The organism is Desulfocicer niacini, from assembly GCF_054657595.1.
The window spans coordinates 114,988-127,778 of sequence record NZ_BAAHYK010000008.1; the positions used below are offsets into that span (position 1 = coordinate 114,988).

The following is a 12,791-nucleotide window of genomic DNA, read 5'->3' on the forward strand; positions in this document are numbered from 1 at the left end:
TGTCTTGGGTTAAACGACGGGCCTTGGCAACATACCGGCTCTTTCAGCAATCTCAGGTACCTTATGCTCCCATTCAATGGGCATCAGATGGACGCCTGCCACCCCTTTTGTCTCTTTAAATTCCTGAATCTGCTCACAGGCGATCTTGATTCCCTCGTCGGCGACCTTTTTCTTGTCAACACCCTGGAGACGCTTGATGATTTCTTCAGGAACATCCATGCCCGGCACTTTTTTCTGCATGTATCTGGCCATACCGATACTCTTCATGGGGGTTACACCAGGAAGAATATAGACTTTTTCCGTCAAACCCATATCGTTGGCCTGACGTATCCATTCACGAATTTTCGGCATGTTATACACACACTGGGTCTGGATGAAATCTGCACCGGCGGCAACCTTTTTTGCCAGTCGATGAACCCGCCATTCAAAGGGTTCTGCAAAGGGGTTGGCTGCTGCACCAATGAAAATTTGGGGGGGCACATCAATATCGGCACCGCCCAGGAATTTACCTTCATCACGCATTTTTTTCACCATGCTGATGAGCTGCATGGAGTCAATATCAAAAACACCCTTGGCCTGGGGATGATCACCAAAGGTCTGATGATCGCCTGATAAACACAGCATATTACGAATACCATGGGCATAGGCACCAAGGATATCGCCCTGCATGGCCAGTCGATTTCTGTCCCGGCATACCATTTGAAAGTTGGGTTCAACCCCTTCTTCCATGCAGATCATGGAGGCGGCCCAGCTGGACATTCTGACCATGGCGGTCTGGTTGTCCGTAATGTTGGCCATATCCACCATGCCTTTAAGATGTCTTGCCTTCTCCCGCAGGGCCTCAACATTGGCTCCCCTTGGCGGCCCCACCTCCCCGGTGAAGGCAAAGTGTCCGGCCTTGAGTACTTTTTCCAGATTACTTCCTGATTTCATATGATTTTCTCCCTGAATATTTAATATGGTTCATCACCGGATCATTTTAACCACGGGCCTTAACACGCGCTTCGTAGCCTGGCTGAATCACTTTTCGAGGTTTCTGATTGCTCCAGTCATTGGGAGGGGATAATTTAATGATCTGATCCAACCGTCCCTGGCCTGCCAGTCGTTCATAGATCTGAAACCATGCACAGGGCTGTTCGGGATCAATTTCACAGGAACCCTGGTTGGTACCGCCACAGGGACCGTTGAAAAGGCCCTTGGCACACATGGTTACAGGGCAGATACCGCCGGTCATGTCCAGAACGCAATTACCGCAGGCCCGGCATTTTTCTTCATACCAGCCCACATCAAGGTTTACACCGATAAAACTGGTGTTAACTGCCGGCAGCACGGGTTTATCCGGGAAGCGCTGGGCCAGGAATTGAATTCCGGCACCACAGGCCATGGAAAGAAAGGCATCATACTCACCGGCCTTGCTCTCCAGCTCGTCTAGGAATTCCATGTCACACTGACGTTCCAGCGTTTCGGCACCAAACTCAATGCCTTCCTTGCCACATGCCAGATTAAGCTCAGCATTCAAGGTTTCCACTTCTTTGGATCCTCCGGCCAGACATACGGCGACACAGGTTCCACATCCCACGGTGAGAATCTTTTTATAGCCTGACACCATATTTTTGATCTCATCAAAGGGTTTTCTCTCTGCTACAATCATGAATCCTCCTGTTATACAGACAACATATGATTTTATCCCTGATAATCTATAAATTCAACTTTCAAACCTGACAATTTCTACTGTGGAACAGACAATCATTTCCTGTGCTTTCTAATTAATACAAAGCACCCCGTCCAGACAAGAAAACCCAAGAATTCACGCCTAGCTGCAAACAAATCCATCCACGGGGAACGCTGACCCACGGTATAAAGAAAACAATAACAAACTAAAACACTTGCATTCCTGCCATCCTGTTTTCAACGGTCCCTGAACACCCCATTGATTTTTTTGGATAACACGACGGCCATCTCCTTATATATAAAATACGGCCACATTTCCAGATTAAAGTAAAAAAGTCAAGGGTAATGAGTCATTATTCAAAAAAATGAACAATACAAAGTAAATTAAATTCATTTCTTTATTTTCGATCAATGAATGACTTGACATACAAACAGAGATATCTTATAAAAAGACTACCCAAAAATGGCCATCACGATCTGTGTTTCCTCCCCATGCTCCGGGCCAAGCGCAATACAATCTCAATCTTGCGAAGAAATACGAATTTATCCTGAAAATCAACTCCTCACAGAGGCATTAGGTGATGTCATGGATAACAAATGCCAGTTACATAAGTCCTATTTTGACAAGGCCATGGAAATCATTAAGAGGCAGATTATCGTGATTTCCCAGGACTATAAACTGCTGGCCATGGACGAAAGAACCGGCAAAAGAGACCCACAATGGGCCGCTGACACCGATGCCGTTTTTTGTCATCAACTGATTTTTAACAGCGACATACCCTGTATCAACTGTCCGGCCACGGAAGTTATCAGAACGGGCACCCCTGCCCTAAAACAGATTTCCCTGAAAAACAATGAAAACGTCTGTTCCTGCCTGTATGCATTTCCCATTACCCCGGGCGATGGCCAGGAAAAATCCATTGTCGTCCTTGATTTTGACCTTCCTCCCCTGGCCAGGTTCGACGAAAAAAGACTAACCTCCAACGTTTTTCTGAGAAATCTCATTGAAAATGCCGTGGATGGCGTTATTGCCGCAGACATGAAGGGCAAAATTTTTATTTTCAACAAAGCAGCCACCCAGATAGCCGGTTACAGCAAAAAAGATGCCATTGAAGGCCTGAATATCCGCCAGATTTACCCCCCCGGGGATGCACAGAAAATCATGAAAAAAATGAGAAGCGAAAAGGTTGACGGAAAAGGCATCGTGCGATCCCTTGAGCAACTGGCCATACGCAAGGACGGCAGCACCACCCCCATCCGGCTCAATGCATCCATCGTTTATGAGGATAACAATGAGGTGGCCAGCATCGGTTTTTTCCATGACCTGACAGAAACAAAACGCATGGAGGCAGAGCTTGAAAAAACCCAGATCCAACTGCTCCAGGCGGAAAAAATGTCTTCCCTGGGCAAACTTGCCGCAGGGGTGGCCCACCAGCTCAACAATCCCCTGGGTGGTATCACCCTTTTTACCCAGCTCATGCTAGAAGAACATGAACTATCCCGGGAGGCCACCCATGATCTGTTAAGGATCCAGCGCGATGCCCAGCGATGCAGCGCCATCGTCAAAGAACTTCTGGAGTTTGCCCGCCAGACCCAGCGAGAGGTTCGCCCCCAGAACATCAACAAAATCATTGCCCGGACCCTTTTTCTGCTGCGCAACCAGTCATTGTTCCAGAACATTGTTATTGTTGAAGATTATGACAAGTCGATTCCGGAAATCCCCGCAGACGTCCAGCAACTGAACCATGTTTTCATGAACATTATCCTCAATGCTGCAGATGCCATGGAGGGCAAGGGACACCTGTGGGTGAAAACCTTTATGGAGGCCGGTGACAATATGATGAACGTCACCATCACAGACACCGGCCCCGGCATCCCCGACACCGTATTGTCCAGCATTTTCGAGCCTTTTTTCACCACCAAAGAGGAGGGAAAGGGAACAGGACTGGGCCTCAGCATGGCCTACGGCATTGTTGAAAGTCACCATGGTAAGATCATGGCGAAAAACATGCCCGATTCCGGTGCACAGTTTCACATCAGACTTCCCCTGAAACTGCCGAAAACGTAGACGATATTTTTTACTAAGTTTTTGGTTGACATGACGAACGACGACCTATATAAAATAATTATAGATCATTTTTTAAATTCCATTTAGGCCACCATCATCAAAATCAGTCAACCTCCTTCTGAATGAGACATTCAGAAGGATTGTATACGAAACCACGTTGACTACATTCAGCCGGATGCGGCACATTATTTAAAAATGTATAGGCATTTCAGAAGGATGCACAGATGCTGAACCCTGCGGTTTGTCATGTTTCATCCCCCCACCCGATTAAAAATTCAGAAAGGGGATTTCTTGATTAAAAGCGAAAAGAACAGATCATCATTTTTCATTAATCATTTACCAGGGAGATTACTTATGAGCGAAAAAAAAAGAATACTGGTTGTTGACGATGAGCCCGACTTTGCATCAATTGTCCAATCCAATCTTGCCAGGGAAGGATTCCAGGTGGAGGTGGCCTACGATGGAGTGGAGGCCATGGAAAAAATAAAAGCCAATCCACCAGATGCCGTGGTTCTGGATGTGATGATGCCTGAAAAAGACGGCTATGAAGTATGCGCAGAACTTAAGGGGAGCGAGAAAACCCGGGAGATTCCGGTTATTTTGCTCACCGCCGTGGCAGATCATGTGGGATCTACCCGGTATTCCCATGCCGACGGCATGAGCACGGAAGCCGACGATTATCTTCCAAAACCCGCTTCGGCAGAAGAGATCACGGCAAGCGTAAAAGCCCTTCTGTCCTGATTCCGGCATTTTGTTCCACCCCTGATGGCAGCACCTGCCTGGCCCTGTTGCACCCAAAGGGTCAGGCAGGTGTTATTGCACTGCACACCTTGACAAAGGGTCCTTAAAATAAGTTCATACGATGAAAATTTTTTGCATACTCAGTGATGAAAGGGCATTTCGATCAAAATCACCGGCCCTGTACAATGCCATCTTTAAAAAAATCGGCATCAGTGCGGCCTATGTCCCCCTAAAGGTCCTTCCGGATCAACTGGGTGCCGCCATGCAGAGTTTAAAGACATTGAACTTCAGCGGTGCCAATATCACCATTCCCTATAAATCCCTGGTGATTCCCTACATGAATATCATGTCTGAAGGGGCCAACATCATCGGTGCCGTAAACACCATTATCAGGAATGGTGACGAACTCAAGGGATATAACACCAATGCCATCGGATTCATGGATACCCTGGAGGAGGCCCAATTTGATGTCACCGGTAAAAAAGCATTAATTTTTGGTTCCGGCGGCGGTGCAAGGGCCGTAATTTTCATTCTCAACTGGCTGCGGGCCGATGCAATAAATATCGCCGGTCGCACCGAATCAAGAGTCAATGATATCATTTCACGGATAGGCGGTACGCCCACCACCCTTGAGTTCCTTGATAAAAATTCCAGCCAGGCCGAAATCATCGTCAACACCACCCCCATCTCCAGCCCGGAAGATTCCCTTCCCTTCCATGAATTCATACAGCGCCAGCCCTTTAAATCCTGCCGGTTGATCATTGATCTTAATTATGGAAGAAAAAACAATTTCTGGAAAGAAAAAGCAAAATCCCTGGATATTCCCTTCATTGACGGGCTTATCCCCCTGGCCCACACGGCCCGTCGAACCCTGATTCTGTGGACCCGGGTGGATATCCCTCCGCCTGAATTCATGAAGGCATTAAGGGAAATTTAGGCCCTGGTCACAAAAGCGCCTACAAGGCAAGGTAGCCCACAGAATCCAATGGACATACCCGCACCAAGCAGTAATATAAGCGTAGGAGAACCTGCCATGAACAAGTTGGACCCCGGTAAAATTCTGGTCATTGATGACGAAATGAGTCTCAGGGAAGGTGCCCAGCGCATCCTTACGCGCATGAACTTTGAGGTCCTGCTGGCCTCCCGGGGGGACGAGGGGCTGGCCCTGCTCCAGGACCACCCGGCAGGGATTGTGCTTTTAGACATGAAAATGCCCGGCATGGACGGCATGGAGGTGTTAAAACGCATCATGGCCATGGACCGGGGTATCATTGTCATTGTCATCACCGGGTATGCCACCGTGGAAACCGCCATTGAAGCCATGAAGCTTGGGGCCTACAACTTCATTCCCAAACCCTATCAACCGGAACAGCTTCGGATTGCCGTATCCAGGGCCAGGGAAAAAATAGAGCTGGCCCTGGAAACAGAAAAACTTGCCCAAGACAGAAAAAGAACCCTGGCAGACCTGCACACAGAACAGAGCCGGACCCATACCATCATTGAATCGCTTCCCAACGGAGTTCTGGTAACCAATGCCAGTGGTAATGTGGTCCTAATCAATCCGACCTGCTACCACCATCTGGACATCACCACGGACAAGAAACCAGGCCTGCCCATTGGAGATTTCATTGAAGATGAGGCCCTGTGCCAGTTGATTCTGGATATTTCCCGGGGAAGATATATTGATTATACTGATATCCCTGCCCATGAGATGGATGTCAACAATGGGAAATCCATTCTGGCACGATGCCGTCCGGTGCTGGGGGAAAAAAGAGAATGCCTGGGGGCTGTGGTGAACATCATGGACATTTCCGCCATGAAGGCCCTGGATCAGTTAAAATCAGAGTTTGTGGCCAAGGTCACCCATGAACTGCGTTCCCCCCTGGCCACCATCCATGAACAACTCAAAATTGTGATGAACGAAAAAAGGCCGGGTGCAAGCGAAGAAGAGCAATATATGCTGTCCCGGGCAAAGGAGAAAACCGCCGGATTAATCTCCACCATCGGCGACCTTCTGGATCTGTCCCGCATTGAGGCCGGCATCTCATCGGCCCGGGAATCCACCCCTGTGAAAATGGATGAACTACTCAAAGGCATAGGTGATTTTTTAAAGGCCCGGGCATTGGCAAAAAACCAGGCATTAAATATCGTTCCGCCACCCTGCCCCATCCCGGCCATCACCGCAGATTTCATGGCCCTGGAAAGCCTTTTCGGCAATCTTATATCCAATGCCATCAACTACACCCAGGAGGGTGGAGAAATCAACGTCAGCTGTGATGTCACCGGCAACAATATCCGGGTCCGAGTCATGGACAATGGCTTTGGCATTGACGCAAAATACATGGAAAAAATTTTTGATCGGTTCTACCGGGTCAAAAATGATAAAACCCGGTTCATCACCGGTACCGGGCTGGGTCTTTCCATTGTTAAAGGCATTGTGGATAAACTTGGGGGATACATCAACGTGGAAAGTGAAGTGAACAAAGGCACCATCTTCACGGTGCTTCTACCCCTGAAAAATACCATCGGGCCGGTGGGCACCATGGGCCTTATGTAAAAAACCTGAAACCATGACATCCCCGGGCGACGGTGGGGAAAAATCTCAGTTTCAGGTTTTTATATCAATGAAAAATCCACATGGCTGCAACCACCTGTCACCACAAACAATGAAAAAGTAATTACTGTTAAATCCTAGTAGCCAAAACCCAACACCTTAATTTTTCATATAAAAGACTCATGTCCTCACGGACACAACGAATATTTAAAACAAAAAACATATAATTACCCACGCGGTGTAAAGACAATTACAAGAATTTGTGCAGTTCCCCCTATGCCCCGGACGGCATGGGGAATACTTGAATCAAAATAGATGGCGTCTCCCTTGCTGATCACATGGGTCTGCTTGGCAGTGCGAAACTCCAGCTCTCCTTCCAGAAGAAACATGAACTCTTCCCCCACATGGTTGTTGTACAGTAACTGGTCATCACGCCGGGTCTCAATTTCTGCAATAAAAGGTTCCATCTGCTTGTCTGCCATGGGATACGCCAGGGACTGATACCGGTAGCCGATGTCGGAACTGTAGGTGTGATGGGATAATTTTCTGACCCCATATCGCTGGTCCTTTCGCACTACAGTAATGCGGCTGTGATCCATGGACTCATCCTGAAAAAAATGGCTGATTTTAACCCCAAGCGCCGTTGCAATCTTAATAAGGGTGGCAATGGGGGGGGCCGCAATGTTATTTTCTATCTGGGAAAGCAACGGTTTTGACAATCCGGTGATATCCGACACCGCCTGGAGGGTAAACCCCCTTAAGGTCCTAAGACTTTTTATTTTTTTCCCAAGATTCAGGGCGGCAACTTCATCTTTTATATTGATGTCCATGGTATGGGGCATATCGGGTAATCCATTCTTTAGCGGGAAAAATGGGTTCATTAATTGTAAATATTCGGTTTGCCCATGTAAATGTGTGGACAATGCTCCATATTGGCCAGTCTGGGGCTGCGCAGCATACCAATGCCATGCAAGCATGCCAAAACTGACAAAGATGGGGTGCTGACCGAATCTTTACCATTGATCATCTGGAGTCAAACATATCCTTGATATCTAACATGAATGCACGCCATCATCAAGGCGTAGGCCTACTTATCTTTCACAGAATCAGCAGGCGTTCCCCGCAAGGAACTTAAAAACAACCCCAGGCCTCCAAAAGCCAGCACAAGGATAGTGATCAGATCAAAGGCGCTCATGGGCCGAAACCCCATCCGGAGGGTGGAAATCACCCCGAAAAGCAGTGCAACCATTGCCCCCAGAGACAACAGCCAGCCCAATATATTGCGGGAATTATAAAAAATCATGCCCACCCCCAGTATCAACGGGATAAGAATCATACCGCTGGTGACAGTGACGCCTGCCCCCATCATGGAAAAGCGGTAAATGCCAAGCCCCAGATGAAACCCGGAGGTGACAGTAATGGCACTCAACAGCATGTAAAACCCCGCACACATCATGATAAAACCTATAAAAAAACGTCCGGCTCCCCCTTCTGTTCCACCTGCTCCCATGAATCCTCCTTCTGATATCAATAATGTTTAAGGGGCTTGATCACACCATCAGTCACCCCGGGTGGGGACAGAATCAAACCCAGTTTTTCCAGCGTATCCAGGTGCACAAAAAACATTGCACAATCCTCCCAGACCGCAAAAAGGCAATTCCCCCGGTTGCCAGGCCGGTATACGGGGTCTGATGCGCATGGGGCCATCTGAATAAATAAATCACCCCCCGGGTAAAATCCGGTGCAGCCCCGTTCCCCGGGAGATCGGTCCGGAAAGACTTGAACTTAAATTCATACTTTAAAAAATCAAAGTGTGCAATACAACCCCTGCAGTGCAATATTATTAATGCGCCCTTCAGGCCTTAAAAACCGTCCGTGGCCACAAAGTGGCCCAGTTTGTGGACTCCACCGGGAAAAAAGCATCTGCAGGGCCATTAATATTCTGATTATTCCCCTTGACAGGGAATTAAAAGAAGCCAAACAAATGCCTAACACCGTTTTTATTGACCATGGCGGAAACATGGCATCATTATTGCTTATGAGTTTGTCATTGTCATTGCTTACTGGATTCAGCGGCCAGGCTCATTCACCTGGTTGTTTTACACATAATGGTTCCATTTTTTTCTGAACTTTTAAAAACAAACGGAAATCACCCAGGTGTGAAGAAAACATCCGTCAAAACGAAAATGTTGATTACCCGAACAAGCCCAACCAAAATCTATTGGAGACAATGAATGAGTAAATACTACCTTTTTCAGGATACAAAGAAATGCATTGGATGCAGAACCTGTGAAATCCAGTGCAAAACCAACAAAGGACTTCCCAGCGGACCCCGCCCGTGTCAGATCATCCAAATAGGCCCCCAACTCATTGGCGGGCTTCCCCGGACGTCCTATGTTTTTATGCCCTGTTTTCACTGCGAAAACCCCTGGTGCGTGGCGGCCTGCCCCACAGGGGCCATGCAGAAAAGAACCAAAGACGGGATTGTATTCATTGATCCGGATCTGTGTGTGGGATGCAAGACCTGTGTGTCAGCATGCCCCTGGGGTGCTCCCCAGTGGAACCCGGAAACAGGCAAAGTAGTCAAGTGTGATTACTGTAAAGACAGAATTGATGTGGGCCTCAAACCGGCCTGTGTCACCACCTGTACCACCGGATGTCTCAATTTTGGAAAGGTTGAAGATATGACCCAGATCCGGCGGGAACGACATGCACAACTGGTGGCTGCACTTGAAAACTCTGTATCATAATACCGTGGTATCCCAGGCAATCTTCAATGGAAAAAGGAGTTCACATGGCTGAAAATGTCTGTCCGGTTCATGGCACCATCCTTCATTTATCCCGACAGCTTAATTCAGGTGCGCTGACGGAGCCCAGAACCATAAGAATTTCAGAAGAAATCTTAAAATTACTGGAAGAAATTTCCAACGGTCATGCCGGCAAGGACCATCTAAATGGCGTGAATACCAGGGTGGCGGATTTTTTTAAAAATCCCGGGAATCCCCAGGGGCTTAAAACCGGTACCTATTTAAAAAAGGTTCTGGAAAAGCACGGCCCGGTGTTTGAAAGCCACATTGAAACAGGTAACTGCGCAGCCATGGACTGTATCCGGCTGGCCCCCTCCCCCTGTCAGATGGCATGCCCGGCCGGTATTGATGTACCCACCTATCTTTCCCTCATTGCCGAGGGCAGAGACGCTGAGGCCATTGAGGTGATCCGCCATGATAACCCCCTTCCCTGGGTGTGTGGCTTGGTGTGTACCCGGCCCTGTGAAATGATGTGCGTCCGGGCCAGGATAGACACTCCGGTGTCCATCAAATTTTTAAAGGCCTTTGCTGCGGAACGGGCCATGTCCCATGGCCTGTACACCAATCCCCCCCAAAAACCCCTGAACGGCAAAAAAGTATGTGTGGTGGGGGCGGGTCCTGCAGGGCTTTCTGCGGCCTATTACCTGGCCCTCATGGGATATGGGGTCCGGATACTGGAATCCCTTCCCGTACCCGGAGGCATGCTCATGGTGGGGATCCCCAGATACCGTCTTCCCCGGGAGATCATTGACCGGGAGGTGGCCATGATCCAGGATCTGGGGGTTGACATCTGCTACAACACTGTTTTTGGCAAGGATGTTACCCTGGAATCCCTGGAAAAAGAGGGGTTTGGCGCATTCTTCCTGGCCATTGGTGCCCATAAGTCCTACCAGCTGGGCCTGAATGGTGAAGAAGAATACAAGGATAAAGGGGTTGTTGACTCCGTAATCTTCCTTAAAAATGTAGCCCTGGGGCAGCGCACCGTTCCCGGAGACCGGGTGGTGATCATCGGCGGCGGTAATGTAGCCATTGACGCGGCCCGAACCAGCCTGAGACTGGGGGCAAAAGAGGTGACCATTGCCTATCGGAGAACCCGTTCCGAAATGCCCGCTGATGAGGAAGAGGTGGAACATGCCGAAGAAGAGGGGGTAAAGTTCGCTTTTCTCACCATCCCCACCGCCATTGTGGGAAATGGGAAAAAAGTCACTGGTCTCAGTTGCCTGAGGGGAGAACTTGTTAAAAAAGAGGATAGTGACCGCCTTTATCCAGTGCCCGTTGAGGGCAGCGACTATATCATGGAAGCTGATGCCGTTATCAGTGCCATTGGACAATTTGTGGACACCAACGGCATGGAAGAGTTCCAGGATGTTCAATGGACCCGCAGGGGGACCATAGAAGTGGCCAAAGCCTCCATGGAAACATCCCAGCACGGTGTATTTGCCGCAGGGGACGCCGTCACCGGACCTGCCACGGTCATTGAGGCCATTGGTGGCGGGAAACGGGCAGCAGAAGCCATTGACCGCTATTTCAACGGCATGCCCCAGCCCAGAATCCCCAAGGTTCCCGTACGCTATCGAAGGGAAAAACCCCTGGAGATGCCCGCCAGCACCAAAATGGTTTTAAAACGACCGGAAATGCCCATGCTCAACATTGATCGAAGACGAACCATGTTTCAACAGGCAGAGCTGGGCTACACCGAAAACATGGTCAGGGAAGAGGCCCGGCGCTGTCTGCGCTGTGATATCTGCAGGCGCTGCGGTAAATGTGTGGAGGTGTGCCGGGATAAGATGGGTATTGATGCCCTCAGATTTGGTTACATGGACTTTGATAACCCCGGTGAAACAGATTTTCGTAAAACCGCAGAAAACTGCATTGCCTGTGGCGCCTGTGTGGCCAATTGTCCCAATGGTGCCATCACCATGGAAGATCGAAACGGCGAGCGGCTTTTAATGCTGTGCGGCACCGTGATCAACCGCCAGAAACTGGTTTACTGTGAATCCTGCGGAGCCGTCATGGGGCCAGCCAAATATCTGGATTACGTCAACAAAAAAACCGAAGGTATCAGACCTGTCACTCAGAAAGTCCAATTGTGCAACAGCTGTGCAAGGGAAAAAAGCGCCGGTTTTAATGTTGCAAGCCATCCTGTGACACCCAAATAACAGCCATGGGCAGGCCATATTCTGAACCCGGACTGCCCACAACGAATCATGAAAGTGATCTTAGGCATGCCTGCACTTTCATACAAAGAAAGGAGGAAACATGCAATTTCGAAGGGGTCAGAAAATAGAAGTATACCAGACATCCAAAGATGAGGCATGGGAATCCTACATGGATGACTTCATCGGTTGCCATGGCATCATCACCGACCCGGATACCGCCATTAATGATCCGGACGCACTTATTGAAGTAAGTCTCCAGGGGATGGGGACCCACCGGTTACCACAGGACTGCCTCCGGGCCCTTGAATCACATACATGAAAGGATAATATATGCAGGTTAAAGAGTTATTGGAAAAAGAGAAAAGGCCCTTTCGTACCATTGACCAGGAAGAGACAGTGGCAGCGGCCCTGAAAATCATGTCCGGGTATGGGATTTCCGCCCTTCTGGTCATGGATGATCAACGAACGGCCGGTATTTTCACAGAAAGAGATTTGCTGCGCTGCCATGTGATCTTTCCGGAAAAACATATTGCAGACATAAAAATCCAGTCGGTGATGACCCACAATCTTATTGTGGCAGAACCCGTTGATGAAATCAAAGATGCCATGGGCATGATGATCAAGGCAAAAATTCGCCATCTACCTGTGATTGAAGATGCTTCTATCAAAGGCATCCTGGGATTGGAAGATCTCGTGAAATACCATGTGGGTGCTCTGACACAGGAGCTTCATTACCTCCAGGATTATGTAGCGGATCTCCAGGAAGCAGCCCAGGATTAAGGAGGAACACA

The 12,791-nt window shown here is 48.8% G+C and carries 12 protein-coding genes; 8 read left to right on the forward strand and 4 right to left on the reverse strand.

Features of this window, described 5'->3' with window-relative positions; genetic code table 11:
• Positions 1-9 precede the first annotated feature (9 nt).
• Together ACYQ2M_RS06065 and ACYQ2M_RS06070 are read right to left on the reverse strand one after the other, a co-directional pair.
• A complete protein-coding gene (locus ACYQ2M_RS06065) occupies positions 10-933 on the reverse strand; it encodes a methylenetetrahydrofolate reductase (protein WP_459915429.1) in 924 nt (307 codons plus the stop codon).
• A gap of 46 nt (positions 934-979) precedes the next feature.
• A complete protein-coding gene (locus ACYQ2M_RS06070) occupies positions 980-1,651 on the reverse strand; it encodes a methylenetetrahydrofolate reductase C-terminal domain-containing protein (RefSeq protein ID WP_459915430.1) in 672 nt (223 codons plus the stop codon).
• Positions 1,652-2,257: 606 nt separating this feature from the next.
• Between ACYQ2M_RS06070 and ACYQ2M_RS06075 the strand changes: the two genes are divergently transcribed.
• The 4 genes from ACYQ2M_RS06075 (at position 2,258) to ACYQ2M_RS06090 (ending at position 7,037) form a co-directional block, all read left to right on the forward strand.
• Complete coding sequence (locus ACYQ2M_RS06075; protein WP_459915431.1) at positions 2,258-3,739, forward strand: two-component system sensor histidine kinase NtrB; 1,482 nt, start codon at positions 2,258-2,260, stop codon at positions 3,737-3,739.
• Between the two features lie 354 nt (positions 3,740-4,093).
• Positions 4,094-4,480 (forward strand): response regulator transcription factor, encoded by a 387-nt coding sequence (locus ACYQ2M_RS06080; RefSeq protein ID WP_459915432.1) that lies wholly within the window; start codon positions 4,094-4,096, stop codon positions 4,478-4,480.
• A gap of 121 nt (positions 4,481-4,601) precedes the next feature.
• Positions 4,602-5,417: a shikimate dehydrogenase family protein gene (locus tag ACYQ2M_RS06085; protein WP_459915433.1), complete on the forward strand. Its 816-nt coding sequence runs from the start codon at positions 4,602-4,604 to the stop codon at positions 5,415-5,417.
• Between the two features lie 96 nt (positions 5,418-5,513).
• Positions 5,514-7,037: a sensor histidine kinase gene (locus ACYQ2M_RS06090; protein ID WP_459915434.1), complete on the forward strand. Its 1,524-nt coding sequence runs from the start codon at positions 5,514-5,516 to the stop codon at positions 7,035-7,037.
• A gap of 224 nt (positions 7,038-7,261) precedes the next feature.
• Here the strand turns inward: ACYQ2M_RS06090 and ACYQ2M_RS06095 are convergent, their stop codons facing one another.
• Together ACYQ2M_RS06095 and ACYQ2M_RS06100 are read right to left on the reverse strand one after the other, a co-directional pair.
• A complete protein-coding gene (locus tag ACYQ2M_RS06095) occupies positions 7,262-7,876 on the reverse strand; it encodes a helix-turn-helix domain-containing protein (protein WP_459915435.1) in 615 nt (204 codons plus the stop codon).
• 245 nt (positions 7,877-8,121) lie between these two features.
• Positions 8,122-8,544, reverse strand: coding sequence for a hypothetical protein (locus ACYQ2M_RS06100; protein ID WP_459915436.1), 423 nt, complete (start codon positions 8,542-8,544; stop codon positions 8,122-8,124).
• A 724-nt stretch (positions 8,545-9,268) separates the two neighbouring features.
• Here ACYQ2M_RS06100 and ACYQ2M_RS06105 point away from each other — a divergent pair.
• The 4 genes from ACYQ2M_RS06105 (at position 9,269) to ACYQ2M_RS06120 (ending at position 12,780) form a co-directional block, all read left to right on the forward strand.
• Positions 9,269-9,784: a 4Fe-4S dicluster domain-containing protein gene (locus ACYQ2M_RS06105; protein ID WP_459915437.1), complete on the forward strand. Its 516-nt coding sequence runs from the start codon at positions 9,269-9,271 to the stop codon at positions 9,782-9,784.
• A 44-nt stretch (positions 9,785-9,828) separates the two neighbouring features.
• Positions 9,829-12,000 carry an FAD-dependent oxidoreductase gene (locus tag ACYQ2M_RS06110; protein WP_459915438.1) on the forward strand — a complete coding sequence of 724 codons (2,172 nt, stop codon included), beginning with the start codon at positions 9,829-9,831 and terminating at the stop codon, positions 11,998-12,000.
• 100 nt (positions 12,001-12,100) lie between these two features.
• Positions 12,101-12,319: a hypothetical protein gene (locus ACYQ2M_RS06115; protein ID WP_459915439.1), complete on the forward strand. Its 219-nt coding sequence runs from the start codon at positions 12,101-12,103 to the stop codon at positions 12,317-12,319.
• A gap of 11 nt (positions 12,320-12,330) precedes the next feature.
• Positions 12,331-12,780, forward strand: coding sequence for a CBS domain-containing protein (locus ACYQ2M_RS06120; protein ID WP_459915440.1), 450 nt, complete (start codon positions 12,331-12,333; stop codon positions 12,778-12,780).
• Positions 12,781-12,791 lie beyond the last annotated feature (11 nt).

Coding starts and splice junctions, on each gene's coding strand:
- ACYQ2M_RS06065 (WP_459915429.1), bottom strand. CDS start 933: ATGAAATCAGGAAGTAATCTGGAAAAAGTACTCAAGGCCGGACACTTT.
- ACYQ2M_RS06070 (WP_459915430.1), bottom strand. CDS start 1,651: ATGATTGTAGCAGAGAGAAAACCCTTTGATGAGATCAAAAATATGGTG.
- ACYQ2M_RS06075 (WP_459915431.1), top strand. CDS start 2,258: ATGGATAACAAATGCCAGTTACATAAGTCCTATTTTGACAAGGCCATG.
- ACYQ2M_RS06080 (WP_459915432.1), top strand. CDS start 4,094: ATGAGCGAAAAAAAAAGAATACTGGTTGTTGACGATGAGCCCGACTTT.
- ACYQ2M_RS06085 (WP_459915433.1), top strand. CDS start 4,602: ATGAAAATTTTTTGCATACTCAGTGATGAAAGGGCATTTCGATCAAAA.
- ACYQ2M_RS06090 (WP_459915434.1), top strand. CDS start 5,514: ATGAACAAGTTGGACCCCGGTAAAATTCTGGTCATTGATGACGAAATG.
- ACYQ2M_RS06095 (WP_459915435.1), bottom strand. CDS start 7,876: ATGCCCCATACCATGGACATCAATATAAAAGATGAAGTTGCCGCCCTG.
- ACYQ2M_RS06100 (WP_459915436.1), bottom strand. CDS start 8,544: ATGGGAGCAGGTGGAACAGAAGGGGGAGCCGGACGTTTTTTTATAGGT.
- ACYQ2M_RS06105 (WP_459915437.1), top strand. CDS start 9,269: ATGAGTAAATACTACCTTTTTCAGGATACAAAGAAATGCATTGGATGC.
- ACYQ2M_RS06110 (WP_459915438.1), top strand. CDS start 9,829: ATGGCTGAAAATGTCTGTCCGGTTCATGGCACCATCCTTCATTTATCC.
- ACYQ2M_RS06115 (WP_459915439.1), top strand. CDS start 12,101: ATGCAATTTCGAAGGGGTCAGAAAATAGAAGTATACCAGACATCCAAA.
- ACYQ2M_RS06120 (WP_459915440.1), top strand. CDS start 12,331: ATGCAGGTTAAAGAGTTATTGGAAAAAGAGAAAAGGCCCTTTCGTACC.